At 29.9% G+C, this 26,463-nt stretch carries 26 protein-coding genes; 22 read left to right on the top strand and 4 right to left on the bottom strand.

The window, feature by feature from the left end:
• Nucleotide 1: 1 nt before the first annotated feature.
• From WC223_00210 to WC223_00190, 5 genes are read left to right on the top strand one after another with little or no spacing between them, the layout of a single operon-like run.
• Nucleotides 2–1,291 carry a nucleotide sugar dehydrogenase gene (locus WC223_00210; protein ID MFA6922651.1) on the top strand — a complete coding sequence of 430 codons (1,290 nt, stop codon included), beginning with the start codon at nt 2–4 and terminating at the stop codon, nt 1,289–1,291.
• Nucleotides 1,292–1,321: 30 nt separating this feature from the next.
• On the top strand, nt 1,322–1,861 hold the full coding sequence (locus WC223_00205; GenBank protein ID MFA6922650.1) for a hypothetical protein: 540 nt from the start codon (nt 1,322–1,324) through the stop codon (nt 1,859–1,861).
• Nucleotides 1,862–1,901: 40 nt separating this feature from the next.
• Nucleotides 1,902–2,927 carry a UDP-glucose 4-epimerase GalE gene (gene galE, locus WC223_00200; GenBank protein ID MFA6922649.1) on the top strand — a complete coding sequence of 342 codons (1,026 nt, stop codon included), beginning with the start codon at nt 1,902–1,904 and terminating at the stop codon, nt 2,925–2,927.
• Between the two features lie 6 nt (nt 2,928–2,933).
• Nucleotides 2,934–3,989: a dTDP-glucose 4,6-dehydratase gene (rfbB, locus tag WC223_00195; GenBank protein ID MFA6922648.1), complete on the top strand. Its 1,056-nt coding sequence runs from the start codon at nt 2,934–2,936 to the stop codon at nt 3,987–3,989.
• A 7-nt stretch (nt 3,990–3,996) separates the two neighbouring features.
• Nucleotides 3,997–4,740, top strand: a complete 744-nt coding sequence (locus tag WC223_00190) for a CpsB/CapC family capsule biosynthesis tyrosine phosphatase (protein ID MFA6922647.1) — start codon at nt 3,997–3,999, stop codon at nt 4,738–4,740.
• A 2-nt stretch (nt 4,741–4,742) separates the two neighbouring features.
• On the opposite strand, the gene WC223_00185 is transcribed toward WC223_00190, so the two are convergent.
• Nucleotides 4,743–5,504 carry a hypothetical protein gene (locus tag WC223_00185; protein ID MFA6922646.1) on the bottom strand — a complete coding sequence of 254 codons (762 nt, stop codon included), beginning with the start codon at nt 5,502–5,504 and terminating at the stop codon, nt 4,743–4,745.
• Nucleotides 5,505–5,815: 311 nt separating this feature from the next.
• Here WC223_00185 and guaA point away from each other — a divergent pair, with 311 nt between their 5' ends.
• The 4 genes from guaA to hemG all read left to right on the top strand — a co-directional run bounded on the left by guaA (nt 5,816) and on the right by hemG (nt 11,379).
• Nucleotides 5,816–7,345, top strand: a complete 1,530-nt coding sequence (guaA, locus tag WC223_00180; protein MFA6922645.1) for a glutamine-hydrolyzing GMP synthase — start codon at nt 5,816–5,818, stop codon at nt 7,343–7,345.
• Nucleotides 7,346–7,374: 29 nt separating this feature from the next.
• A complete protein-coding gene (locus WC223_00175; protein MFA6922644.1) occupies nt 7,375–8,220 on the top strand; it encodes a hypothetical protein in 846 nt (281 codons plus the stop codon).
• A gap of 48 nt (nt 8,221–8,268) precedes the next feature.
• The gene (locus WC223_00170; protein ID MFA6922643.1) at nt 8,269–9,951 is read left to right on the top strand and encodes a LysM peptidoglycan-binding domain-containing protein; all 1,683 of its coding nucleotides are present in this window, start codon (nt 8,269–8,271) and stop codon (nt 9,949–9,951) included.
• A 63-nt stretch (nt 9,952–10,014) separates the two neighbouring features.
• Nucleotides 10,015–11,379 carry a protoporphyrinogen oxidase gene (hemG, locus tag WC223_00165; GenBank protein MFA6922642.1) on the top strand — a complete coding sequence of 455 codons (1,365 nt, stop codon included), beginning with the start codon at nt 10,015–10,017 and terminating at the stop codon, nt 11,377–11,379.
• Here hemG and WC223_00160 read toward each other — a convergent pair.
• The 3 genes from WC223_00160 to WC223_00150 all read right to left on the bottom strand — a co-directional run bounded on the left by WC223_00160 (nt 11,376) and on the right by WC223_00150 (nt 16,214).
• Entirely contained in the window at nt 11,376–13,346 is a 1,971-nt protein-coding gene (locus WC223_00160) for a hypothetical protein (protein MFA6922641.1), read from the bottom strand. The genes hemG and WC223_00160 overlap by 4 nt on opposite strands.
• Nucleotides 13,347–13,375: 29 nt before the next feature.
• Nucleotides 13,376–15,322, bottom strand: a complete 1,947-nt coding sequence (locus WC223_00155) for a hypothetical protein (protein MFA6922640.1) — start codon at nt 15,320–15,322, stop codon at nt 13,376–13,378.
• A 250-nt stretch (nt 15,323–15,572) separates the two neighbouring features.
• Nucleotides 15,573–16,214, bottom strand: coding sequence for a Crp/Fnr family transcriptional regulator (locus WC223_00150; GenBank protein MFA6922639.1), 642 nt, complete (start codon nt 16,212–16,214; stop codon nt 15,573–15,575).
• Between the two features lie 245 nt (nt 16,215–16,459).
• Here WC223_00150 and WC223_00145 point away from each other — a divergent pair, with 245 nt between their 5' ends.
• From WC223_00145 to WC223_00085, 13 genes are all read left to right on the top strand, one after another.
• Nucleotides 16,460–17,689: a porin gene (locus WC223_00145; GenBank protein MFA6922638.1), complete on the top strand. Its 1,230-nt coding sequence runs from the start codon at nt 16,460–16,462 to the stop codon at nt 17,687–17,689.
• Between the two features lie 29 nt (nt 17,690–17,718).
• Nucleotides 17,719–18,675 carry a PstS family phosphate ABC transporter substrate-binding protein gene (locus WC223_00140; GenBank protein MFA6922637.1) on the top strand — a complete coding sequence of 319 codons (957 nt, stop codon included), beginning with the start codon at nt 17,719–17,721 and terminating at the stop codon, nt 18,673–18,675.
• Complete coding sequence (gene pstC, locus WC223_00135; protein ID MFA6922636.1) at nt 18,672–19,568, top strand: phosphate ABC transporter permease subunit PstC; 897 nt, start codon at nt 18,672–18,674, stop codon at nt 19,566–19,568. The genes WC223_00140 and pstC overlap by 4 nt, the downstream gene beginning before the upstream one ends.
• A 36-nt stretch (nt 19,569–19,604) precedes the next feature.
• Entirely contained in the window at nt 19,605–20,486 is an 882-nt protein-coding gene (gene pstA, locus WC223_00130) for a phosphate ABC transporter permease PstA (GenBank protein ID MFA6922635.1), read from the top strand.
• 5 nt (nt 20,487–20,491) lie between these two features.
• Nucleotides 20,492–21,304 (top strand): phosphate ABC transporter ATP-binding protein PstB, encoded by an 813-nt coding sequence (gene pstB / locus WC223_00125; protein MFA6922634.1) that lies wholly within the window; start codon nt 20,492–20,494, stop codon nt 21,302–21,304.
• A gap of 66 nt (nt 21,305–21,370) precedes the next feature.
• Complete coding sequence (locus WC223_00120) at nt 21,371–22,084, top strand: phosphoadenylyl-sulfate reductase (GenBank protein ID MFA6922633.1); 714 nt, start codon at nt 21,371–21,373, stop codon at nt 22,082–22,084.
• A gap of 435 nt (nt 22,085–22,519) precedes the next feature.
• The gene (locus WC223_00115) at nt 22,520–22,969 is read left to right on the top strand and encodes a hypothetical protein (protein MFA6922632.1); all 450 of its coding nucleotides are present in this window, start codon (nt 22,520–22,522) and stop codon (nt 22,967–22,969) included.
• Nucleotides 22,970–22,984: 15 nt separating this feature from the next.
• Complete coding sequence (locus WC223_00110; protein MFA6922631.1) at nt 22,985–23,770, top strand: T9SS type A sorting domain-containing protein; 786 nt, start codon at nt 22,985–22,987, stop codon at nt 23,768–23,770.
• Nucleotides 23,771–23,781: 11 nt separating this feature from the next.
• A complete protein-coding gene (locus WC223_00105) occupies nt 23,782–24,123 on the top strand; it encodes a hypothetical protein (GenBank protein MFA6922630.1) in 342 nt (113 codons plus the stop codon).
• Entirely contained in the window at nt 24,107–25,099 is a 993-nt protein-coding gene (locus WC223_00100) for a hypothetical protein (GenBank protein MFA6922629.1), read from the top strand. The genes WC223_00105 and WC223_00100 overlap by 17 nt, the downstream gene beginning before the upstream one ends.
• Before the next feature lie 2 nt (nt 25,100–25,101).
• Nucleotides 25,102–25,470: a heavy metal-binding domain-containing protein gene (locus WC223_00095; protein MFA6922628.1), complete on the top strand. Its 369-nt coding sequence runs from the start codon at nt 25,102–25,104 to the stop codon at nt 25,468–25,470.
• 41 nt (nt 25,471–25,511) lie between these two features.
• Nucleotides 25,512–25,916, top strand: coding sequence for a hypothetical protein (locus WC223_00090; GenBank protein ID MFA6922627.1), 405 nt, complete (start codon nt 25,512–25,514; stop codon nt 25,914–25,916).
• A 95-nt stretch (nt 25,917–26,011) separates the two neighbouring features.
• On the top strand, nt 26,012–26,404 hold the full coding sequence (locus WC223_00085; protein MFA6922626.1) for a heavy-metal-associated domain-containing protein: 393 nt from the start codon (nt 26,012–26,014) through the stop codon (nt 26,402–26,404).
• The last annotated feature ends 59 nt before the right edge of the window (nt 26,405–26,463 follow it).

Raw genomic sequence — 26,463 nt, 5'->3', positions numbered from 1 at the left:
CATGTATAATAAATTATTGAGAAAAGAAACCAAGTTATCTGTTATAGGACTTGGTTACGTTGGGTTACCAATTGCTTTGGAATTTGCAAAAAAGATTTCCGTTATCGGTTTTGATATTAAACCCGACAGAGTAGAAATGATGAAGAACAAAAAAGACCCGAGTGGAGAGCTTCCTGTATCGGCTTTTGATAATTGTGATATAAAATTTACTGCAAATTTTGAGGATTTGAAAGATGCAACTTTTCACATAATTGCTGTGCCTACTCCTATAGATAAGCATAACCTTCCCGATTTATTCCCACTGATAAGTGCCACAAAAACAATTGGTAAAATTCTTAAAAAAGGCGATTACGTTGTTTTTGAATCTACAGTTTATCCTGGATGTACCGAAGAAGATTGTATTCCCGTGCTTGAAGAACTTTCGGGTTTAAAAGTAGTGAATGATTTCAAAGTTGGATATTCTCCCGAAAGAATAAACCCCGGCGACAAGGAACATACAATAACTTCGGTAATAAAAATTGTTTCGGGTTGTGATGAAGAATCACTTGATGTAGTTGCAAAAACATACCAAATAGTCGTAAAAGCAGGAGTTCACAGAGCATCGTCAATTAAAGTTGCAGAGTCAGCAAAAATTATTGAAAACACTCAACGCGATATAAATATTGCTTTGATGAATGAGCTATCAATAATTTTCAACAGGATGGGAATTAATACTTATGATGTACTCGAAGCTGCAGGCACAAAATGGAATTTTTTGAAATTTTATCCCGGTTTAGTTGGCGGACATTGCATAGGCGTTGACCCGTATTACCTTACTCATAAAGCAAGAGAATTCAGGTTTCATTCACGGGTTATAACTTCCGGTCGTCTTATTAACGACTCAATGGGATATTATGTGGGAAAGCAAACTTTCAAAAAACTTGTTGCTCTTGGTAAAAATGTTTTAAAATCCAAGGTTCTCGTAATGGGAGCTACATTTAAAGAAAATGTCAGTGATATAAGAAATTCAAGAGTTCCCGACCTTATAAATGAATTGAAATCTTATGGAGTTAAAGTTGACATTGTTGATGCGTATGCTTCATCCGAAGATTTCAAACACGAATACGGAATCTCTTTAACAAACAATGTTTCCAACGATTATGATGCAGTTATTATAGCCGTTAATCACGATAAATATCTTGAACTGGATGAAAATTATTTTAAATCCATTACAAAAGAAAATGGCTTAGTTGTTGACATAAAAGGCATTTATCGTAAAAAAATAAAAGAAATGAACTATTGGAGTTTGTGATTAGGAGGTGAAGTGGCAAAACAAAATATAATGAAATTAATTTTTTCTTTTTTGATATTTTTATTTGTTTCATTTGAAATAAAATCACAAGATGTTATACATCTTAGAGATTTTGATTATTTTGCTTGTAATATTATTTCTGTAGATTCCCAATGTATTAAATATACTAAATATGGTAATAATATAGTTTTTGAAATAGACAAGAATTTAGTAAAAAAAATAGAATACAAAGATGGAAGGATAGAAAACTTTAATAAAATAAAAATCATTTTTGATAAAAATTGTATCGAATGTCTTAGGGGAAAGGAAGATGCTAATAATTATCATAATAGAGTTTTTGGCAATTTGATGGCAGGATTTTGGTTCGGAGTAATAGGCGTAGGTATAGTTGCCGCATCACCAACTAAGCCTCCAAATAAAGATAAAATTGAACATAAAGAATTATACCATAATAGAATTTTTTTGAAATGCTATAGCAGAAGAGCAAAAGGAATTAATGTGACTTCTGCTGTTTTAGGAGAAGTTTTATGGGTGGGTGTACTTTTAGTAATATTAAATTCAGTTAAATAAAAAATTCACAAATTCACCACTTCACAAATTGATATTAAAAATGAATAAAGCTAAAATACTTGTAACAGGTGGAACAGGATATATCGGTTCCCACACAGTAGTGGAGCTTCAGCAAAAAGGATTTGATGTTGTTATTGTTGATAATTTTTCAAACTCATATCATGAAGTAGTTGATTCTATTGAAAAAATAACAAATATACATCCCGAATTTCAGGAATTTGATTTATGTGATTTTGAAAAAACTTATTCTTTCTTCAAAGAAAATAAAATTGATGCGATAATACATTTTGCAGCATTCAAAGCCGTTGGCGAATCAGTTGAAAAACCGCTGAAATATTATCATAATAATTTGTTTTCGCTTATTAATCTTCTTAAATGTGCAAATGAATTTGGTGTGAATAATTTTGTTTTTTCTTCTTCATGTACTGTTTACGGACAATCTGATGAATTGCCCGTAACAGAGAAAGCGCCTATAAAACAAGCATTGTCACCTTACGGCAACACAAAACAAATTTCAGAGGAAATTATTTCAGACACAGTAGAAACAACATCCCTTAAATCAATATTACTAAGATATTTCAATCCTATAGGTGCTCATGAATCATCATTAATTGGTGAGCTTCCTATCGGAATTCCAAATAATCTTGTTCCGTTCATAACTCAGACAGCTATAGGAAAACACGAATTTTTAAGAGTTTTCGGAAACGATTACAATACGCCCGATGGTACTTGTATCAGGGATTACATTCATGTTGTAGATTTGGCAAAAGCCCATGTTATTGCCGTTGAAAGATTATTGAACAATAAAAATAAATCTGCTTATGAAATATTCAATCTCGGAACAGGCAACGGAAATTCGGTTTTAGAAGTCATTAAAACATTTGAAAAAGTTTCGGGAGTAAAATTAAATTATAAACTTGTTGAAAGAAGAGCGGGAGATATTGAAAAAGTTTGGGCAAGCACAGAATATGCAAATAAAGAATTAGGATGGAAAGCCGAAAAAGATTTAAACGAAATGCTCAAATCGGCGTGGGATTGGGAAATTTCATTAAATAAAAAAGTATAATTAAATATGCGAAAAATTTTAATTACCGGTGGCGCAGGTTTTATTGGTTCACATGTAGTCAGGTTATTTGTAAATAAACATCCTGAATATAAAATTATTAATCTTGACAAACTCACTTATGCCGGAAATCTTGCTAATCTTAGGGATATAGAAAAAAAACAAAATTATGAATTTGTAAAAGGTGATATTGTTGTTCAGGATTTTATTGAAAATTTATTTGAAAAATATAAATTCGATGGAGTTATTCATCTTGCTGCCGAATCGCACGTTGATAGGTCTATTACAAATCCAACTGAATTTATTTATACTAATATTGTTGGTACAATAAATTTATTGAACGCTGCAAAAAATATATGGAAAGCTCATTTTGAGAATAAAAAATTTTATCATATCTCCACAGATGAGGTTTATGGCTCGCTTGGTGCAACCGGACGTTTTACGGAAACTACTTCTTATGACCCGCGAAGTCCGTATTCCGCATCAAAAGCAAGTTCCGACCACTTGGTAAGAGCATATTTTCATACTTACAAATTACCAATTGTAATTTCTAATTGCTCGAATAATTACGGACCATATCAGTTTCCCGAAAAATTAATTCCTCTTGCATTTAATAATATAAAAAACAACAAACCTGTTCCGATATACGGAAAAGGTGAAAACATAAGGGATTGGCTGTATGTTGAAGACCATGCCAATGCAATTGATTTGATTTATCATAAAGGCAAAATTGGCGAAACGTATAATATCGGTGGAAATAATGAATGGGCAAATTTGGAACTCATAAAAAAACTTTGTGAAATAATGGATTTGAAATTGAACCGTTCAAAAGAAACTTCCGTAAAATTGCTCGCATTTGTGAAAGACCGTGCAGGTCACGATTTGCGTTATGCCATTGACTCAACAAAAATCCAAAAAGAATTAAACTGGAAACCTTCTGTAAAATTTGAAGAAGGATTGGAAAAAACCATTAACTGGTATCTTGAAAATGAAGAATGGCTGAATAATGTAACATCAGGCGATTACCAGAAATATTATGAACAACAATATAAAACGTTAGCATAAAAAGTAAATGTTTAAAAATATTTTCAGTTCTGGGAAAAAAAACAAACTCATTGATTTTTCAGAAATCACTGTGGATATGCATTCGCATTTAATTCCCGGCATTGATGATGGAGCACAATCAATTGATGAAAGCATTGCTCTGATTAAAAATATGCACGAACTCGGATATAAAAAACTAATAATTACTCCGCATGTAATGCAGGATTCATTCAGAAATACCAATGAAACAATTATTGCAGGACTTAATAATCTAAAAAAACATTTGAATGAAAATGATATAAACATTGAAGTTGATGCTGCTGCTGAGTATCTGCTCGATTATTCTTTTGAGGAAATTTTTAAATCAAGAAAATTTCTTTCTTTCGGTAATAAACATGTTTTAATTGAATTGGCATATTTCAATCCACCTGAAAATCTGGAATCGGTTTTATTTGAAATGCAAATAGAAGGATATAAGCCAATACTTGCACATCCGGAAAGATATCCATACTGGTACGGCGATTTCGAACACTACCAAAAACTTAAAGACAGAGGAGTTTATTTTCAACTTAATGCCATTTCACTAACAGGTTATTATTCTTTACCAACGAAAAAGATAGCTGAAAAGCTTATTGACAATAATATGATAGAATTTATAGGCAGTGATTTGCACAATCAGAAATATTTTGAAGAGCTCGAGAAATCAGCATGCGAAAAGTATTTTAAAAAACTTATGGAATCAGGAAAATTACTAAATAAACAATTATTGTGATTTTATTTTAGCACAATTGCTGATGCGTCTTTATTAAACGGATTTCTTCTCACAGCAAGCGAATAAAGGTAAGGATAATTTTTTTTAAGAGACATAAGGTAATTCAACCATTCAATAATTATCAGGTTGCAAATTCTTTCTATATCTTTTTGCAGGTGTTCAATATCTGTTTCAGGCAAATTACTAAAGCTATTCCTGCTTGCAAGTTCTTCAAGAAGATGAAAAACTGCCATCAGTAGCTCTGTGAACGATTCATGCTCTACCATATAAGGATTTTCGAGCATGTGCAATAAAAACCCTTTTTTATCCGCAAGCAATTCATATATCTTTTTCAAATCATCAGGTTTAACTTTCACTTTGGATTTATAATCCCCGATTATTTTTTTTGCTTCCAAATATTCTTTATCTGTCCAGTCAAGCGTTAAATTGAGCAGTTTTCTGATAGTATCTGTTTTTGTATCAACAGTTATAGTTATTTTCAGCAGGTTCGTTCCCATGTTGCTGAAAAAAGTACCTATAACGATGTTTAGTTTTTCAAGTATTGATAACTTTTCGCGCTGATTTAAAATTTCTTCAAGAATTATTATTACGAACAGAATATATACTGGCAAGAAAGCCAGGTTTGTCATTGTCCAGAGAAAAATATGATGAAAATCACGGTAAATAAGAAAATGAATAAAGTTTAAAATAATAAAAACCAGAATAAGTATAAAACTGAAACTTATCTGCCAACGATAACGCCTGATATACTTGCGATATGGCATATTTAAAATTTCTTAATTTTTGTAATTTTTATATAAACTAAAAACGGTTAAAATTTAATTTATGCTAAAATAAAATTGTTTAATTATTATATTGAAAAATTGTTAAAAGTAGGTTTGTTGAATCAAAACAACAATTAAACAATTTAGCAATATAGTCGTATATAGTAATAGCACCAATCAACCATTACTTAAATAAGTTTAACAAAGTTAATAAATTAAAAATAAAAATTATCAACATATTAAAAATAATTATACATACTTTTCCACAAATCAATTAGTATTCATAAATTTGCATACATATAAAACAGATTATGCAGGAAAAAATAATAATTCTCGATTTTGGTTCACAATATACGCAGTTGATTGCGCGCAGGGTAAGAGAACTTAATGTTTATTGCGAAATTCATCCTTACAATAATTTTCCTGAAATTGATGAAACAATAAAAGGAATAATACTTTCCGGAAGTCCATATTCTGTGAGGGACAAAAATTCTCCATTTATTGATATTTTAAATATAAGAAAAAACCTGCCTGTTCTTGCCGTTTGCTACGGAGCTCAACTTATTGCTCAAAATTACGGTGGCGAAGTTTTACCTTCAAAAATAAGAGAATACGGAAGAGCCAATCTTTCATCAATAAATAAAAATAACATTTTATTTAAAAATATTTCGGAAGGAACACAGGTTTGGATGTCGCATGGCGACACTATTAAAAAGATTCCCGAAAATTCCGAAATTCTTGCAAGCACCCCTGAAGTTGAAGTTGCCGCATTTGAATTAAAAAATCAAAATGTGTTTGGAGTGCAGTTTCATCCTGAAGTTTACCATACAACCGAAGGAATAAGATTGCTGAAAAATTTTATTGTTGATGTTTGTAATGCTTCACAAAATTGGACTCCCGATTCATTTGCCGAATCAACAATTAGAGAGTTAAAAGAAAAACTTGGCAACGATAAAGTTGTTTTGGGATTGTCGGGAGGTGTTGATTCTACTGTTACAGCAGTTCTTTTAAATAAAGCAATCGGAAGAAATCTTTACTGCATTTTTGTTGATAATGGTTTGTTGAGAAAAAATGAATTTCAAAAAGTTCTTGATTCATATAAAAAACTTGATTTAAACGTAATCGGTATTGATGCTTCAGATATATTTTTAAACGAGCTTAAAGGAATTTCAAATCCTGAAAAAAAACGAAAAGCAATTGGCAAAGCATTTATTGATGTATTCGATAAAGAGGCACATAAAATAAAAGATGTAAAGTGGCTTGCACAAGGAACAATATATCCCGATGTTATAGAATCGAAGTCGGTGAAAGGACCTTCGGCAACCATCAAATCTCATCATAATGTTGGCGGGTTACCGGATTTTATGAAACTGAAAATTGCAGAGCCGTTGAATACATTGTTTAAAGATGAAGTCAGGAAGGTTGGAAAAATTCTCGGCATTGATGAAAGTTTTTTGAAACGACACCCTTTTCCGGGTCCTGGTCTCGGAATAAGAATTCTGGGAGAAATAACAAAAGAAAAACTTGATATTTTAAAAGAAGCTGACGATATTTTTATTGAAGGTCTTATAAAAGAAAACTTGTATGATTCGGTTTGGCAGGCAGCAACAATATTTCTGCCAGTTCAATCTGTAGGAGTAATGGGCGATGAAAGAACTTATGAAAATGCAATTTGCCTCAGAGCAGTAACATCAACCGATGGAATGACTGCCGACTGGGTTCATCTGCCCTACGAATTTTTAGCAAAAGTTTCGAATGAAATTATTAATAAAGTAAAAGGTGTAAATAGGGTTGTTTATGATATTAGTTCCAAACCACCTGCTACTATTGAATGGGAATAAAATATAAAAAACGAATAAATACATTCAAAATGAAAAATTATTTAACAATTTTATTATTTTTTATAAGTTCTTTGAGTTTTTCTCAAGATATTATCATTATAAATAAAAAAGATTCTGTAAACTGTACAATTAAAAAAATAGAAAAAAATAAAGTTACAATAATAGTTGGCAGTAAAGAAAATAAAAGAAAAATCATAATAGATAGCTCAATGATTTCTGGATTCAAATTTAATTTTTACAAAACAACAAAACCATTAAAGTATAAAGATTTTTATTTTTCTCTAAATGTTGGATATAGTCATATTTTAAATAAAAATTTTGCCAAAACTGATTTAGGAAAAATATATTCAAATTACCTGCAAAAACTTAGAAATGGATATAACTTCAATGCGTTTATTCATTTTTATAATAATGAACATTTAGGTATAGGAATAAAATATGAATTTGGATATTTTCATAATAGTATCAATTCATTTTGTTTAACAATTGATTCCATTTCATTGACATATAAATTACAAGACGATATCTACTTAAACTTCATTGCTCCTACTATTTTTTACAAACCGTATGAAAATGAAAAATTTAATATATACACTAATGTTTCTGTAGGATACTCAAATCTTGTTAATAATACATCTTATGCATTTAATTCAAAAGTAAAGTGTCATAATATAGCAGCAGAAGCTGCTTTGGGATGTTATTATAAAATCTCATCAAAACTTTCATTATCTTTTCAAGTTGGTTATTTGTTAAATAATTTTAATGAATTTAAATATACTATTGATTATAATAATTATAAAATTTCTACTGATATTAACGAGTTTAATGATTTTTCAACATTCAGCACATCAATAGGATTTATTTTTTGTTTATAAAAAATCATTTTTTTTAGACAAAAAGTTTGTAAATTTGAAAATACTATTATGAGAAAAATAATAATCTTTATACTGATAAATTTTATTTTTTCTGTAGTTACTTTTTCGCAAGAAGTAAAGCAAAAAATAACAAGATCAGCCCAAACAGAAGTAATAAGCGGAAAGAAATACTATATTCATAAAATAGAAAAAGGGCAAACGCTATCAACCATTGCTCAGGCATATTCGGTTAAAGTTGATGAAATAAAAAAAGCAAATCCCGAATTGAAAAAGAAGTTGAAAGAAGGGGAAACAATTAAAATACCTTTCATATCAAAAATTTCTCAACCAAAATCAGAAGAAAATTTTTTAACACATGAAGTTGAGCAGGGAGAAACCCTTTATAACATTTCAAAACAATATGGTATTTCTGTTGATGAAATAAAAAGGGTAAATCCCGATATTGCCGATGTAATCAAAGAAGGACAAATATTAAATATTCCGGTTACAACTAAAATTCCCGAGAAATATAAAAAGCAGAAAGAAAATGCTATAACTGATACTAACAGAAAAAAAATTACAAAGTCGGAGCTAAAAGTCATTTACGATGTTGCTTTAATGGTGCCATTTAATCTTCAATATGCCGATGAAATAAAAATAAATGATAATCCCGAAGAAAATATTGCAAGCAACCAGAAATCATTTTTATTTATTGGTTTTTATGAGGGAGCTTTGATAGCGATTGATTCATTGAAGAAAACAGGAATGAATTTGAAAATTCATGTTTATGAAGTTAATGATGATTCTGTTCAAACATTAGGTATTTTAAGAAAACCAGAACTTCAAAAAATGGATTTGATAATAGGTCCTTTATTTGAAACACCTTTTAAAATCGTTGCTGGATTTGCAAAAAAATATGAAATAAAAATCGTTTCTCCTTTAACTTCCGAAAATAAAGTTCTGGAAAATAATCCATTCGTTTTTAAAGCAACTCCGTCTATGATGGTTCAGCTCGAATTGTATGCAAGCTATATTGCAAAAAAAATCCATAGCACCAACCTTGTTATTGTTTATAACGATAATAACGAAAACGAAAAAATAATGCTTCAGAAATTTAAAACCGTTTTTAAAAATACTCCCGATAGTTCAGGAAAATGTCTTGTTGCTACCGAATTGCCTTATAACAAAAGCGGATTAAGTGGACTTGATAAAATTTTTATAAAAGACACCCAGAATGTATTATTAATCCTTTCCAATAATCAGATTTTTGTAAGCAATCTTATAACAAGTTTATGCAGCCGCTATGAAATAGAAAAACCGAATAAGAAAGAAGATGAACCACCCGAATTTACAAGCCGGATTGAAGATTTTAAAATTAAAGTTCTCGGACTTTCGGGCTGGCGTCATTTCGATAATATGGAAATTACTTATCTCGTTAAGCTTTATTTACAGCTATACTCAACAACTTTTGTAGATTATGAGCAGGAAAACGTAAAAGATTTTGTAATAAAATACAGAGACCGTTTTAAAACCGAACCCCATAAGTACGCCTTTGTGGGCTTTGATATATGTTTTTATTTTCTGAAAGCATTAAAAGATTACGGAGTAAATTTTCAGAATAATTTAAATAACATTAAAACCAATCCCCTTCAGAATAAATATATTTACCAGAAAACTGAAAACAACGGATTTGAGAATAAATATATAAACATTTTCAAATACGAAGATTATAAGCAGATAAAAGTAAATTAGTAAATTTACATAATATCATTTTATTTTAAACTCCTAAATCCGTAATTATTAATTAAAATTCTAATGGAAATTCGTACTGAAATAGTTGTCATAGGAGCAGGACTTACAGGACTTACAACTGCATATTATTTAAAAAAACAAAATAAAAGATTTATTGTTTTAGAAAAAGACAACAGAGTTGGTGGAGTTATTAACTCAATTAAAGAAAATAATTTTATATATGAAGAAGGGCCTAATACAGGAGTAATAGGCAATACAACAGTTGTTGAACTTTTTGATGATTTGTCGGATTTGTGTGAATTGGAAATTGCTGCCGATGCAGTTAACAAAAGATATATTTTAAAAAACGGGAAATGGGAACATTTGCCTTTAGGATTATTTGATGCAATAAAAACTCCTTTATTTACTTTCAAAGATAAAATCCGCATACTTGGTGAGCCATTCAGGGCACCCGGAAAAGAGTCGCATGAAAATCTTTCTGCACTTGTAAGAAGAAGAATGGGAGAAAGTTTTTTAAAATACACTGTTGACCCATTCATTCTTGGAGTTTATGCCGGAGACCCTGATTATTTAATACCAAAATACGCTTTACCAAAACTTTATAATTTAGAACATGATTATGGAAGCTTCATCGGTGGCTCAATTAAAAAAGGATTTGAAAAGAAAACCGAATTGGAAAAAAGAGCAAACAGAAAAGTTTTTTCTTTTAAAGACGGTTTGAGTTCACTTACAAATGCTTTGTATAAATCGGCTGATGAAAATAATTTTATTCTTGGGGTAACTGACATAAAAATAAATCCGACAGAAAATGGATTTGAAATCAGATACAACGATAAAACAGGCAGCGAAATAATTATTAAATCAAATAAAATAATAACAACTGTTGGCGCTTATGAGCTTGGAGCAATATTTCCATTCATTGAAAAAAATATTATTTCAAAAATTGATTCGTTGCTTTACACAAAAGTTATAGAAATAATTTTAGGATTTGAGCAATGGAATGGAATGAAACTCGATGGTTTTGGCGGTTTGATTCCTTTTATTGAAAAACGCGATTTACTTGGAATACTTTTTATGTCATCGTTATTTAAAAACAGAGCTCCCTCAAATGGTTCGCTTTTATCAATATTCATGGGCGGTGTAAGAAGACAAGATATGATGAATTATAATGACAATGAAATTAAAAAAGTTGTGGAAAAAGAAAGTGTGGAGCTTTTGTCATTAAAACAATTTAATCCAAACATGTTTAAAATTATACGCCACAACAAAGCAATTCCGCAATACGGAATTGAAAGCGGAGAAAGATTTAATGCTGTTGCAGAAATTGAAAAAAAATATAGAGGTTTATTTATCGGTGGAAATCTAAAAGGCGGCATCGGAATGGCTGATAGAATAAAGCAGGGGAAAGAATTAGCAATAAATATTTAGTGTCTCGGCATAAATTCATATAATCTCGAAGGACTATCAGTATTGTTTCCTATTTGATTTATAACTTTAAAACTTCCCGGATATTTTGCGGTTATACTTACTATATAATTTTGAATACTTGTAAAATTCGTGCTATACTGATTTCCTTCAACTTTAGTTAATGAAATATCCATAAGATATTTTATATTATTTTTTTTAAGATTATCATATAAAGAATCAGGAAAAATAGCACGAAGATTTGCTTTGCTGTTTTTTAATGCGTTTAAAAAGTCGTCAATATCGAGTGAAAAATTTATATTATTTCTTTTTAAATTTGAATATATAGAGCTGTCATTACCAAAATCGTAAATACCATATCCCTGTGTTTTTTGGTTATTCACCAATATTTTTAAAAATGGTGCAATCTTTTCATATATATTGAAATTTTGTTCATTACATTGTGAGCAATCTATTATTGTGTAATTAGCATTTTGTTTTTTTAAATTTTGAATTGCAATTATAGCTTCCTCGACCGGGAATTTCATAATTGGGAAAAATTTTCTTCCGTCGCTATAAATGAACGACATTGAGGGTTTCCGACAGGCAATCACAACGTTTTCCGGTATATTTTTCGATACCCACTCACTCATTTGCAAAAAATGTTTCCAGTCGGCAGAAAATCCATAAAACTTATTTCCTTTAATATTTTCTCTTAAAACAGGAATATTGTTTTCAATTTTATTTTTAGTTTGTGCAAATTCGAGCAATACCAACATTGATAAAAAAATAATCAGAAAATATTGCATGAATTTTAAATTATATTTTTGTGATAATTCATATATTCCAGCAGCTATTAGCAATATTATTAAAGGCACATAAACTAAAATTAATCTCGGTTGGTCCCAAAAAACCTGCAGTGATATAAATGTTATAAATATTGATATCATCAGATACATGGAAATAAATTGCAAATACTTGTTCTTTTTAAAAATAAAATAAACTGCTCCAAAAAACAACAGACAAATTAAAATTGTAAGAAATATACTTGTTGTAGTTGATTCGATAGGTTTAAGCCCTATTATCTTCATGAAGTTTTTCGATAAATAATGGTCGGTATTTTCAAAAAAACGTTTTACAAATCCCGAAAAATCTTCTTTTCCGAATGATTTGTCATAAGGATTTTTCCAAAGCATTTCTCCGAATCTATCTTCGTAATCTGTTTTATTAAGTTTCCAGAAAATGTTTTTATAAATAGTATATGGTATTTGAAAAATTATAAAAGACACAAATGAATATAACGACTGAATATATTGTTTGTTTATTAAAAAATATAACAAAACAGCAATTATAAATCCAATGCCAACATTTCTGGTAATGCTCAATAAAAAAGCAAATAAGCCAAATATTAACCATGTTTTCCAGTGCTTTTTTAAACTATTCGGGTTTGTATTTAATTTTTCAATCAGTTTAAAGAAGAAGTAAATAGTCAATATTTGCATAAATAAAAAGAATGCTTCGCTGTATGTTGAACTTGCATAAAAAAGTATATGACAATTTATTGCTGTCAGAACTATTGTAAATACAAGTATTGAAGAAGGAATTTTACTTTTGAAAGTATAAAACAATAAAATTAAATTTCCGATTATCAGAAAAAAAGAAATGATTTTAAAAAATGCAACATTAACACCAACGAATAGCATCGGCAAACTAAGAAATATCGGATATAAAGAACCATGCCATGTTGGAAATTGTTTTCCATCAATAAAATCCTTTGCTGCCACTATATATCCAGAATCGTCTCCGCCTTCATCAATTTTGACATTAAATAACAGCACTCCAATAATAATTATTGAAATCAACGAAATCCAAAAATAAATTTTATTATTTTTAGTGAAATAATTTTCTGCTTTTGCGATAAAATCAGGGTTTACTGTAGTTTTAATATTTTTTCTTCCATCTGATTTTTGCTTTTTTGTTTTTTTACTCATCTTTCTTATATTTTTTATTTATAAGAGAATTAATATATAAACTCATATAATCTCGTGGGATTATCATTATCACTTCCCATTTGATTTATAAGTTTTAAACTTTGAGGATATTTTAGCATTATACCTGCCATGTATTTTTTAAGAGTATTGCTTATGGCGTTTTTTTTACTCGAATAATCAATTATGTATTTTACCTTATTTTTTTTCAGGTTATCATATAAAGAGTCAGGAATAATAGCCCTGCATCTTATTTTATTATTTCTTAATTTAATTAAAATATCGTCAATGTTAATTGTGAATTTTATTTTTCCACTTCTTAATACAGCATATACACTGGTGTCTTTACAAAAATCGTAAATGGCATATCCCTGAGTTTTTTTGTCATTTATTAATACTTTAAAGAATGGCGCACACTTTTCACGTAAATTGGAATTTATTTCATTCCACTGTGAGTGGTCAATTATTGTATAATTAGCATTTTGTTTTTTTAAATTTTGAATGGCAAATTCAGGTTCTTCGACAGGAAAATTTGTAATCCCGAAAAATTTTCTTCCGTCACTATAAATGAACGACATTGATGGTTTCCGACAAGCAATCACAACATTTTCCGGTATATTCTTTGACACCCATTCACTCATTTGCAAAAAATGTTTCCAGTCGGAAGAAAATCCATAAAACTTATTTCCTTTAATATTTTCTCTTAAAACAGGAATATTGCTTTCAATTTTATTTTTAGTTTGTGCAAATTCGAGCAATACCAATATCGATAGAAAAATAATCAGAAAATATTGCATGAATTTTAAATTATACTTTTGTGATAATTCATATATTCCAACAGAGAGTATTAATATTATTAAGGGCACATAAACTAAAATTAATCTTGGTTGGTCCCATAAAACCTGCAGTGATATAAATGTTATAAATATTGATATCATCAAATACATGGAAATAAATTGCAAATACTTGTTCTTTTTAAAAATAATATAAACTGCTCCAAAAAACAACAGACAAATTAAGATTGTAAAAAATATACTTGTTGTCTTTGATTCGAGTGGTTTAAGTCCTATTATCTTCATGAAATTTTTAGATAAATACTGGTCGGTATTTTCGAAGAAACGTTTTATAAATCCCGAAAAATCTTCTTTTCCTAATGATTTGTCATAAGGGTTTTTCCAGAACATTTCTCCGAATCTGCCTTCGTAATCTGTTTTATTGAGTTTCCAGAAAATGTTTTTGTAAATAGTATACGGTATCTGGAAAATTACAAAAGATGCCAATGAATATAACGATTGAATATATTTCTTGTTTATCAAAAAGTACAGCAAAACGGCAATAATAAATCCAATGCCGACATTTCTCGTTAAGCTCAGTAAAAACACAAATAAGCCAAATATGAGCCATGTTTTCCAATGCTCTTTCAAACTATTCGGGCTTGTATTTAATTTATCAATAAGTTTAAAGAAAAAATAAAGGGTTAATATTTGCATGAATAAAAAGAATGCTTCGCTATATGTAGAACTTGCATAAAAAAGGATGTGGCAATTTATTGCTGTCAGAATTGTTGTAAATACGAGTATTGACGAAGGAATTCTGTTTTTGAAAGTATAAAACAGCAAAATCAAATTTCCTATTATCAGAAAAAAAGAAATGATTTTAAAAAATGCAACATTAACGCCAGTGAATAACATCGGCAAACCAAGAAATATCGGATATAAAGAACCATGCCATGTCGGGAATTGTTTTCCATCAATAAAATCCTTTGCTGCCACTATATATCCCGAATCGTCACCGCCTTCGTCAATTAAAAAATTAAACAATAGTGCTCCGAAAATAATTGCTGAAATTAATGAAATCAAAAAAAAGATTTTATTTTTTTTAGTAAAATATTTTTCTGCTTTTTCGAGAAAATTAATATTTACAACAGCTTTAATGTTTTTTCTGACTATTGGTTTTTGTTGTTTTGTTTTTTTACCCATCTTTTAAACTATATTTTTTCTAACAAAGATTGATACCACTCAAACATTAATAAAAAATTCAATTCTGTTTTTCTTTTTATTCTTAAACTTAATAAAAACAAAAGTAATAAAAGAATGGTTTATCGTATCAAAGAATTACATAAATAAAATATAAATAATTATCAATCGACATGTATTTAAAGGCAACATAGGCATGAATGGCAGAATAAAGCAGAGGGTGGAATTTTACAAAAATAAATTTAATTTCCTTTTATCCTAATCTGTTTATTTCAGATAGTCGGTTGCCATCAATGATTTCAATATTCTTTCCTTCTAATTTAATAATACCTTCTTTATGAAAACGTGTCAGAGTATGAATAACATTTTCCTGCGAACATCCTGCAAATTCAGCTAATTCTTTTCTTGTAAGAGTTAGCATAAAGTTTTCACTTTTGTATATTTTCTGTGAAAGATAAATAAGTATATCGGCAATTCGTCCATTTACTTGCTTATGCACCAAGCTTACAAAATTCAAAATTGAACTTTTAAACAATGATGTTGTGAATTCAAGCAAATGTATTGCCAAAGCACTATTGTTAATGACAAGTTTTTTTAAAATCGAAACATCGAGCATACATGCTTCACAATCTTCAATAGCAGTGATTGAAAACAGATTAGTATCTTCATTAAAAAGGTTTGCACCTCCAAGTAAAATTGGTGAATTAACAACAGTAAGAACAAGATTTTTACCAAATTCATTTTCGTAATTAAATTTTACTCTGCCCTTATGCAGATAAGCGACATGTGTAAATTTGTTGTTTTGTTTAAGCAAATGTTCCCCTTTTTTAAACTTTAATTGAATTGCACTGTTGAAAAGCGTTTCAAATTGTTCATCGCTTATATACTGCTTCATTATATGTTTAAAAAAACACGAATCGCAATTGAAAATTAAATTTTTCTTTTCCTGAATCATAAAATTAAACTTTTAATTATTCTCAAAACTATTGATTTTAAAGGCAATTTTTCAAAACCTGCAAAATTTCATATTTTAAACTATAAAATTCCAATAAGAATTTTTTTTTGCAAATATAATAAAATTTTACATTTGTCGACTAAATCGATAGAAATAGTATTAATTAAAAATGAAAAATGAAAAAAATGAAAAGAATCACATTACTGTTATTAATTGCTTTAGCGTTTGGCAAAGCTAAAACTCAAACGAGCAATGACATTTTAAATTTGCTGATTGCAAATAAAACAATTACACAACAACAAGCAGATTCAATCAGAGCTGAAGCTGCTATCAAACAACAAAAAACAGATTCTCTCAGAACTTCGTTTGGAGTTGAAGCATCAAAGAAATTAAAATTATCAGGATTTACGCAAGTTCGCTATCAGAACTTCGGAAACCCTGCAAAGAATGATGCTGTAGATGTTCGCAGAGCAAGATTATCAGCTAAGGGTTCTATTTCGTCTTCATGGAGTTATGTTTTGCAAGTTGAATTTGCTACAGCTCCTAAATTACTTGATGCTTATGCTGAATATAAATTTGCAGATTACTTAAGAGTTCAAGCAGGTAATATAAAAATTCCTTTATCTCTTGAAAACAATACTCCAACTGATAAACTTGAAACTATAGACCTTTCACAGGTTGTAGAATCGCTTTGCTCAAGAGGACAAGATGTAATTGGAAATTTTAATGGTTTGGATTTAGGTGTTAAAGTTACAGGTGATGTGGTAAAGATTAAAGATTATAATTTGATTAATTATGCTGTTGGTGTTTTTAATGGTTCAGGAGTTAACTTCTCTGACAACAATAAAGCAAGAGATATTGGCGGACGACTTGTTCTTCAGCCAATAAAAAACCTGAAAATTGGTGGCGGTTTTTATAGCGGATATGCAAATATTCCAACCACAACAACAACTGTAACTACTACAACTACAACATCAGCTTCTCTTGTGTCAAAATCCACATCAACTTTAACTACAAAAACAACGTCAATAAATCAGGCAAGAAACCGCATAGGCATTGAATTAAGTTACGAAATAAAAGGTTTGTCGTTCAGGGGCGAATACATAAATGGTAAAGATGGCAGAGACAGCAAATGGAAAGACATTAACAAAGAAGGGTATTATGCTCAAATAGGTTATTTTGTTTTTCCTAAGAAACTGCAAGTTATTTTTAAATATGACGATTACGACCAAAATACTTCTTTTCCTGCTGATATAACAACAAATTACATTTTCCTGTTGAATTATAATTTCACACCATTGGTTAAATTACAAGGTGGTTATTATTTTGGCGATAAATCAAACAGACCTTTTAAAGGAGTAGCATTAAATAGCCGAAATAATTTTGGTGTTGTTCAATTGCAAATAGGATTTTAAATGTTTAACAATTAAAAAATAAAATGAAAATGAAAAAAGTATTAAATTATTTAATAGCAGTAGTATTATTTTTCGGATTAAGTTCCTATACAAATAATACAACAAAAACAAATGATGAATTAGAAGGACAAATATCAATTTCCGGTGCATTTGCACTATATCCAATGACTGTGAAATGGGCGCAGGAATTTAAAAAACTTCATCCGAAAGTAAAAATTGATATATCCGCCGGAGGTGCAGGTAAAGGAATGACAGATGTGCTTTCTAAAATGGTAGACATTGGAATGGTTTCCAGAGAAATTTATTCTATTGAAGTTAAAAAAGGTGCTTATGGAATTGCTGTAACTAAAGATGCTGTAGTGCCTGTGATTAGTGCGTCAAATCCTTTGCTTAAAGAATTATTGGCAAAAGGGTTGAAAAAAAATGCAGGCAATGATATTTGGGTTACCGGAAAATATCAAACTTGGGGACAGGCATTTGGAATAAAAAGCAGTACTCCAATTCATATTTATACCCGCTCCGATGCTTGCGGTGCAGCAGAAGTATGGGCAAAATATTTTGGCAAAAAACAAGAAGATCTTAATGGCGTTGGAGTATTTGGTGACCCCGGTTTAGCTCAGGCAGTTAAGAAAGACCCTGCGGGTATTGGTTATAACAATATAGGTTATGCGTATGATGCAAAAACCAAAAAGTCGAATCCGGGAATCATTGTATTGCCAATAGATTTAAACAATAATGGAAAAATTGATGCTGATGAAAATTTCTATTCCAATTTAGATCAGCTTATTAATGCAATAGCTACCGGCAAATATCCTTCACCTCCTGCAAGAGATTTGTTTTTGGTAACAAACGGAAAACCGACAAAACAGGTAGTAGTGGAATTTATTAAATGGATTCTTACAGATGGTCAGAAATTCGTACATGAATCGGGTTATATAAATTTATCAAAAGAAAAAATAGCAGTCGAGTTAAATAAATTGAAATGATAAAATTTAGAATTGTCAAAGATAAAATTGCCCGGCATACTATGTCAGGGCTTACAGTTTTATCGCTTACATTTTTATTTCTGATTGCAACGGGACTATTTTTCAAAGCTTTGCCAATAATGCAAAGCAAAAATATTTGGGATTTGCTTTCTGCAAGCAGCTGGAAACCATTCAAAGGAGAATATGGATTTTTGCCATATATTATAAGCACATTACAAGTAACGGCAATTGCTATAATTATTGCGTTACCTGTTTCTTTGCTGACAGCGATATACCTCACGGAATATGCAAATAGCAGAGTTAAGAAAATTGCCTATCCGTTTGTTGATGTTCTTTCGGGCATTCCGCCTGTTGTATTTGGAGTATGGGGAATTATCACAATCGTTCCTTTTATTTCCGATAAATTGGCTCCTCATTTTGTTGAATTTTCAACAGGATACACTGTTTTGGCAGGTGGGATAGTTTTGGCAATAATGATAATTCCTTTAATTGTAAGTATTTTATCTGAATTATTTAATGCCATTCCCAAAGAAATGCGGGAAGCTTCATTATCAGTTGGAGCAACAAAATGGCAAACAATTAAAAAAGTTGTTTTACGAAAATCACTATCTGGAATTATTGCTGCAATAGTTCTTGCAATCTCAAGAGCATTCGGCGAAACTATAGCAGTTTTAATGGTATGCGGAAATACTGCAATAATACCAAAAAGTATTTTTGAATCGTGTTACCCTTTGCCTGCACTGATTGCAAATAACTACGGCGAAATGATGTCAATGCCGGATTATGAATCTGCTTTGATGTTTGCAGCATTATTGCTTTTTGTAATTATAGTTTTATTTAATGCTGGTTCAAGATTTATATTAATCAGAATAGAAAGAAAATATGCTTTGTAGTTTAATTTGTGAAATCGTAAAAAAGGATATTAAAGAATGAAAAGAATCAGATTTAAAATATACAACATGCAGTTAGCTTTGAAAAAACTTGAAGAAGCATTTTTTAAATCGCTTATGATATTGTCTGCAATTTCAATATTGAGTGTTTTGCTTTTTATAATTTATAGTATCGTAAGAAAAGGACTGCCTTCACTGAATTGGGAAATGATTTCGGAAATACCTACAGGAGGGTTTTACCTTGGAAAAGAAGGAGGGATATTGAACGCTATTATCGGTTCTATATATATTGTTATTGGTTCTGTCATCTTTAGCATTATTATCAGTTTACCAATTGTGATGTATATAAATTTTCATTTAAAGAAAAATTCATTTTATAAAGAGGTCTGCCGTTTTTCATACGACATTTTGTTTGGTATTCCTTCGATAGTTTATGGAGCATTTGGATTTGTTGTTATGATTTATTTTGGTTTGAAAGCGTCATTATTAGGAGGTATTGTTACTGTCGGAATGTTAATATTACCAATCATGATTCGATCCATTGATGAGGTAGCCCGACGTGTTCCAAATGAATTGATTGAAACACCGCAAGCTCTCGGCTCTACAAAATTTGAAATGATTAAAGTTATTATACGACAAATAATGCCGGGTATTACTACTGCTATATTGCTTTCAGTTGGCAGAGCAATTGGCGATGCGGCAACAGTTCTTTTCACTGCCGGTTATACTGATAGTATTCCTACTTCTTTTAATCAGCAAACTGCAACTTTACCTCTTGCTATTTTCTTTCAGCTTGGTAGCCCGATTGAAGAAGTTCAGAACAGAGCTTATGCCGCTGCTCTGATATTAACAATAATAGTTTTAATACTTAGTTTATCGGCACGTTTTTTTAGTAGAAAATTATCAAAAAACAAAATTTAATTATTATGGAAAATACATTAACTGCTCAATTAATAGATGAGGAATTAAATATTAATCCTGAAAATATAACTCATATTGTTGCGAGAAATCTTAATGTTTTTATTCAAAATAATCATATTTTAAAAAATATTAATCTTGAATTGCCTGATAAAAGCATTACTTGTATTATAGGTCCTTCAGGATGCGGAAAAACAACTTTACTAAGAACATTTAACCGTATGAATGATGATTCTACGGAAGTTAGAGTTGAAGGAGAATTATTAGTTGATGGCGAAAATATTTACAGTAAAGATGCAGAAATAATTAGTATAAGAAAAAAAATGGGATTGCTGTCTCAACGTCCTTGTCCGCTTCCAATGTCTATATATGATAATGTTGCTTATGGTCCGAGAATTCACGGGATAAGAAGAAAAAAGAAATTAGATAAAATAGTTGAGAGATATTTGAAAGCTGTCGCTCTTTGGAATGAAGTTTATGACAGATTGCACAGTCCTTCAACCCGGTTATCAATTGGACAACAACAAAGATTATGTTTGGCAAGAGGTTTGGCAGTTGAACCCGAAATTATTTTAGGCGACGAAGCCACATCGGCTCTCGACCCTGTTTCTACAATGAAGATTGAAGAACTTTTTGTTAAATTGAAAAAACATTATTCAATTGTTCTGGTAACTCATACTTTCAGGCAAGCTAAAAGAATTGCAGATAATGTTGCTTTTATTTACATGGGTGAAATTATTGAATTTGGGACAACCGAACAGATATTTAATAATCCCCAAAAAGAACTAACCCGAAAATACGTTTCCGGAAATTTTGGTTAATCATAGAAATACTTGAATTAAATTAAAAATTATTATATAAACCAATTAAAACTAAAGGAGGTAAAAATGAATTTATTAAAAAACAATGACGATTTAAAAACACTTGTTGACTCTTTAAATTTCAAACAAAAGGTTGACAGGTCGCTCACGCTTATCGAAGAAGCATACGAAATGTATGGCGATGGGCTTGTTGTTGCAAACAGTCTGGGAAAAGATTCGGTTACTGTTTGGGATTTGGCAAAAAGGGTAAATAAAAAAATAAAAGGTTTTATTGTTACTACAAGATTTAAACCAAAGGAAACTGTTGCTTTTATGAATAAAATAGTTGAAGAATATCCCGAATTAAAAGTTTATCATAATAATAAGGTTGAAATATCTGATAAACTTTATCAAACCGAGCCTGACAAATGCTGCGATTTGCTTAAAGTTTTACCAACACGACAAGCAATTGAAGAAATGAATGTTTCGTGCTGGGTAACCGGATTGCGTTGCACGGAAGGCAGAACACGAACCGATTTCAAAGAAGTTGAGGAACGCGATAAAGGATTGATAAAATTAAATCCTATTTTGATATGGAAAGAACGAGAAATATGGCAATATCTGGCTTTGTACGAAGTGAAAGTTAATCCTTTGTATAAAGAAGGTTACAGGTCGCTTGGCTGTGCGCCGTGTTCAAATATTACAAATGACGATAATGAAAGAGCAGGCAGATGGATAGGCACAAGCAAGTGCGGAGGCGAATGCGGAATACATACCAGACCATTGAAAATAAAAAAATAATTAACCAACTGTCCGTAAAATTTCCCCAAAAACTTTTTGATAAATAAAATCTGTTGTGCTAATAAAAAGTAGTGTGTATTTTAAATGCTTAATAGGTTTATTATTTTGAACATTAATAAATCGCAACATGGTAACAGAAGATATTATAGGGATTATATGAATAAAAAGACCAGTAAAAGATTTAGCATAATTTCGTTTTAGTATAAATTGGTCATAGAGTTGAGGAAAAAGTGTTTCGATCATTTTTCTAAATCTGCCGAAAAGTATAGGATATCGCTCTTTGTCATGTACGCCGTAAAAAAAGCATTATTGATATAATTTAATACTATATTTGGATAATACCTATAATTAGGTATATGAAAATACCCATAATTAGGTATTGCACTGGCTTTCTTGATTTTCTATCTTTACTATAAGAAATAAAACTTAGAAAACATGAAAACAAAAATTAAATTTTTATTACTTGCATTAGGACTTTCCTTTTTTATTTTTTGTAAAAAAGACAATAATGTCCTTGTAGATTCTGACATTAATACACCTCTTACGTTTACGAGTTTGGTTGCAAAAGATTCTGTTTTTACTATTGCTAATGCTTCAACAGACAGTATCACAGCGGAATTAACAGTAACTGCAACAGGTGATGGGTTGAATTACACATGGAGCTGCACAGATGGATGGGGAACATTTGCCGGAAGCGGAAATAAAGTTACATGGACTTATATAAACGACAGTAAAGTTGAAGGGGCTCTTTGTCACCCACGCATATTTAAAATCACGTGTATAATTACAGATAAAAACAATAACTCTTTATCAAAAGATGTATCCGTATATGTTCAATATGTAGCCAAGAAGATAAACTATTCTTCAATAATCAATACAAATTAATGAAAAAAATAAAATATGAAAAATTTTTATTTTATTATTTTAAGCATTTCTTTATTAGGAAATCTTGTATCGAAAGCTCAAACAACTGCAATAGATTTCACATTGACAGATTGTAATGCTGTTTCTCGGAATTTATTTTCTTATCTTGATCAGAAAGATGTTATTATATTGGTATATGAACACCAGTGCAGTTATTGCATAACAGGTTCGAAAAATATAAAAACAATTATTGATGGTTTTTATTCAGGTAATTCAAGAATAAAAATCTTCTATTTAGATAATGGCGGAAATAATTGCACTTCAACAAGCAATTGGATTATAAATAATAATTTATTACCAGGAATAACTTTTCAATATTCCAATGATTTCTCCTCACCATATGGAATTGGTATGCCTATAGTAGTTATTGCTTGTGGTGCTTCACATAAGATATATTATAAAACCAAAAACACCATCCCCTCCATACCTGATACTAATTCAATTCATAATGCAATTTATAATGCACTTTTGGAAAACCCAACTGTAATTTCTGAAGCGAAAACAATTGTTGACGGAATAAGCTTATATCCTAACATTATTGATTCAAAAGTTTTGAAAATTACATTTAGTAATAAAATTAATAAAACATTTAAATATGAAATTATAGACATAACCGGAAAAAGAATATACTCAAATTTATTTGTAATTGATGCTGGCTATAATCAAAAAGAAATTCCAATTTATAGCTTAAATAAAGGCATTTATTTTCTTAGAATTCAAAATTACGAAAGTGTTTTATGTAAGAAATTTATAATAAAATAAATTAATATAAAATGAAAAAGCTCTTAAAAATAACATTTATTGGATTAATAGTTTTAATTTTTGCTTGTAAAAAAGACAAATCTGCCGATACAACAACTCCTTTAACCTTTACAAGTTTGGTTGCAAAAGATTCTGTTTTTACTGTTAATGCAACAACAGAATTAACAGCTACTGCAACAGGTGATAGGTTAAAATACACATGGAGTTGCGAAGATGGATGGGGAACATTTTATGGAAGCGGAAATAAAGTTTCATGGACTGTCTGTCACGCAAGCATATTTAAAATCAGATGCATAGTTTCAGATGAAAACAAGAAATCCTTATCAAAAGAAGTATATGTTAGATCGCAATAATAAGTTTAAGCTTAAAATATTATCAAAATTTATTTTGTTAATATTTTTCATTAGCACAAAAGCTTATACCCAATGCTGTTCTACAGGTAGTCCAGTTTGCGCATCAGCTCATTTTGGTGTATTGGAAAAAAATACTTTGAGATTGAACGCATCGTTTCGCCACAGCTATTTGGAAAAATTTTATAGAGGAACAAGTATTGATAAAACACCTAATCATGCACCTTTGTTAAACACCTTTTATAATCTCACTAATATTAATGTAGGTTATGGGTTGCTAAAAAAATTAACAACTGAAATAGACGTAGGTTATTATATTAATAAAACTCAGAATTGGAAAGTAATGGATTTGCCGGAATTTCGAAAAAGAGGATATGGGTTTTCTTCTACTTCGATATCTCTTAAATATCTTATTTTTAAAAGCGATTCAAGCAAGTTTGAAATTACAATTGGTTCCGGAGGGAAAATACCTTTTTCATCAAAACCTCTATACGATGAAAACAACACTCAATTGCCGAAAGAAATACAACCCTCAACCGGAGCTTTTGGCTTAATTGAACAACTTTTAATTTCTAAAGAAGTAACCTCTAAAATAAAAATTCTTTCTTATAATCGTTTTGAGTGGAATAGCGAAAATCCGTATAAATATAAATCCGGCAGATTTTTTCTAAATGCTCTGATAGTATCGTATAAATTAAATGAATTGTTTTCCGGAGCTGTTGAAGTTAGAAACGAAATTAAAACATCCGACTACAATTACGATGAATTTTATAGTTATAATGGAACAAAACAACAAATAAATACAGGAAGCCAATTGGTAGTTATTTCTCCAAAAATAATCTATACGTTATCAAAAAAATGGAAAATATCAACGTTAATAGATATTCCTATATATAAGAATTATAAAGGCTCACAGATTACAAATAAATTTTCAATAGCATTTGGTTTAACAAGAGATTTAAAATTATTTAATAAATAACAATGAAAAATAAAATCCTAAACATAATCATAGTATCAATCATGTTGTTTTTATTTAATGTAAAAACGATATATGCACAATCATGTCACGGCGGGTCTGATAATTCTAACAATTCAAGCTATAGTAATTCAAATAAATCTCCATGCAAAGGATTATATTATCAGTGTCCTATGCATCCCGAAATTCGGGCAAAAACTCCCGGAAAATGTACGAAATGCGGTATGGATTTAACTAAATATGATAATACAGATAAAGTAAAAAAAGAAGTTTACTTTACCTGTACCAATGATTCTGAAATACATCAGGATAAAAAAGGATTTTGTCCTAAATGCAAACACAAATTGAAAAAAATCAAAAACTTTATTTACTAAAAAAATAAAGCATATACTTATTGATAATTCTCGCTTAGAAAATGACAAAAAAAATATTATCTATATTATTTGCATTGTTAATTGTAATTTCAGTATTACATATTTCGTTTGCTGTTCATTTTTGTTGCGAAGAGTTAGTTGCCGTGAAAATTTCTTTTGAAGGCAGAAAAGCTTCATGCGGTATGGAAAGTTCTGCAAAAACATGCCCATCGCATAATAGCATTAGTTCTATTTGTTGCAGCGATAAAATTTTCGTTTATACAGTTGAAAATAATTATATCCCCGCTTCACTTCAAATACAAGAAAACATAAATCAAATTCTTCTGAATTTTTTATGTATTCCATTAAGGTTTGAATATAATAATTCATACGGTAATAATAGCCCACCAGGTAGTTTGCTTACAAGTGCCGTAAAACTTTCAGACATTTGTGTTTTTCGTTTATAAGCTGGTTTTAAGAATATTACACAAAAGGGTATTGTTCAATATGTACCTTTTTACGAATACTTTATTTATATTGCAAACAATTAAAAATTAAATTTATGAAAACGATAAAATTCATTTTAATAATAATTGCGTTTAGTTTTATTTCAATAGAAGTAAATGCTAAAATTTGTCAAAGCAATTTAAACAGTAATTATTCGCAACGTAAACAAAAAAATGATAAATTGAAAACAGAATCATTCAAAGTTTATGGAAGTTGTGAAATGTGTAAATCTCGTATTGAGAAAGCTGCAAAAGTGAAAGGTGTGTCTTCGGTTGTTTGGGACATAAAAACCCAAATCTTAAAAATCACTTTTGACCCAAATGTTGTTACTTTGGATAAAATTCATAGTAATATTGCACGTGCCGGTCATGATACCGATAAAATGAAAGCAAGTGATAAGGTATACAATGCCTTGCCTAAATGTTGTCAATACGTGAGAGCAAAATAATTTGTTATTGAAGAATTTTGAACATAAGTGTTCTTTATTTTTCATTAAAAAATTACTAA

The organism is Bacteroidales bacterium (assembly GCA_041671145.1).
Taxonomy (GTDB): Bacteria; Bacteroidota; Bacteroidia; order Bacteroidales; family JAHJDW01; genus JAQUPB01.
The sequence above is the reverse complement of the archived record's forward strand: the minus strand, read 5'-3'. Positions and strand labels throughout refer to the sequence as shown.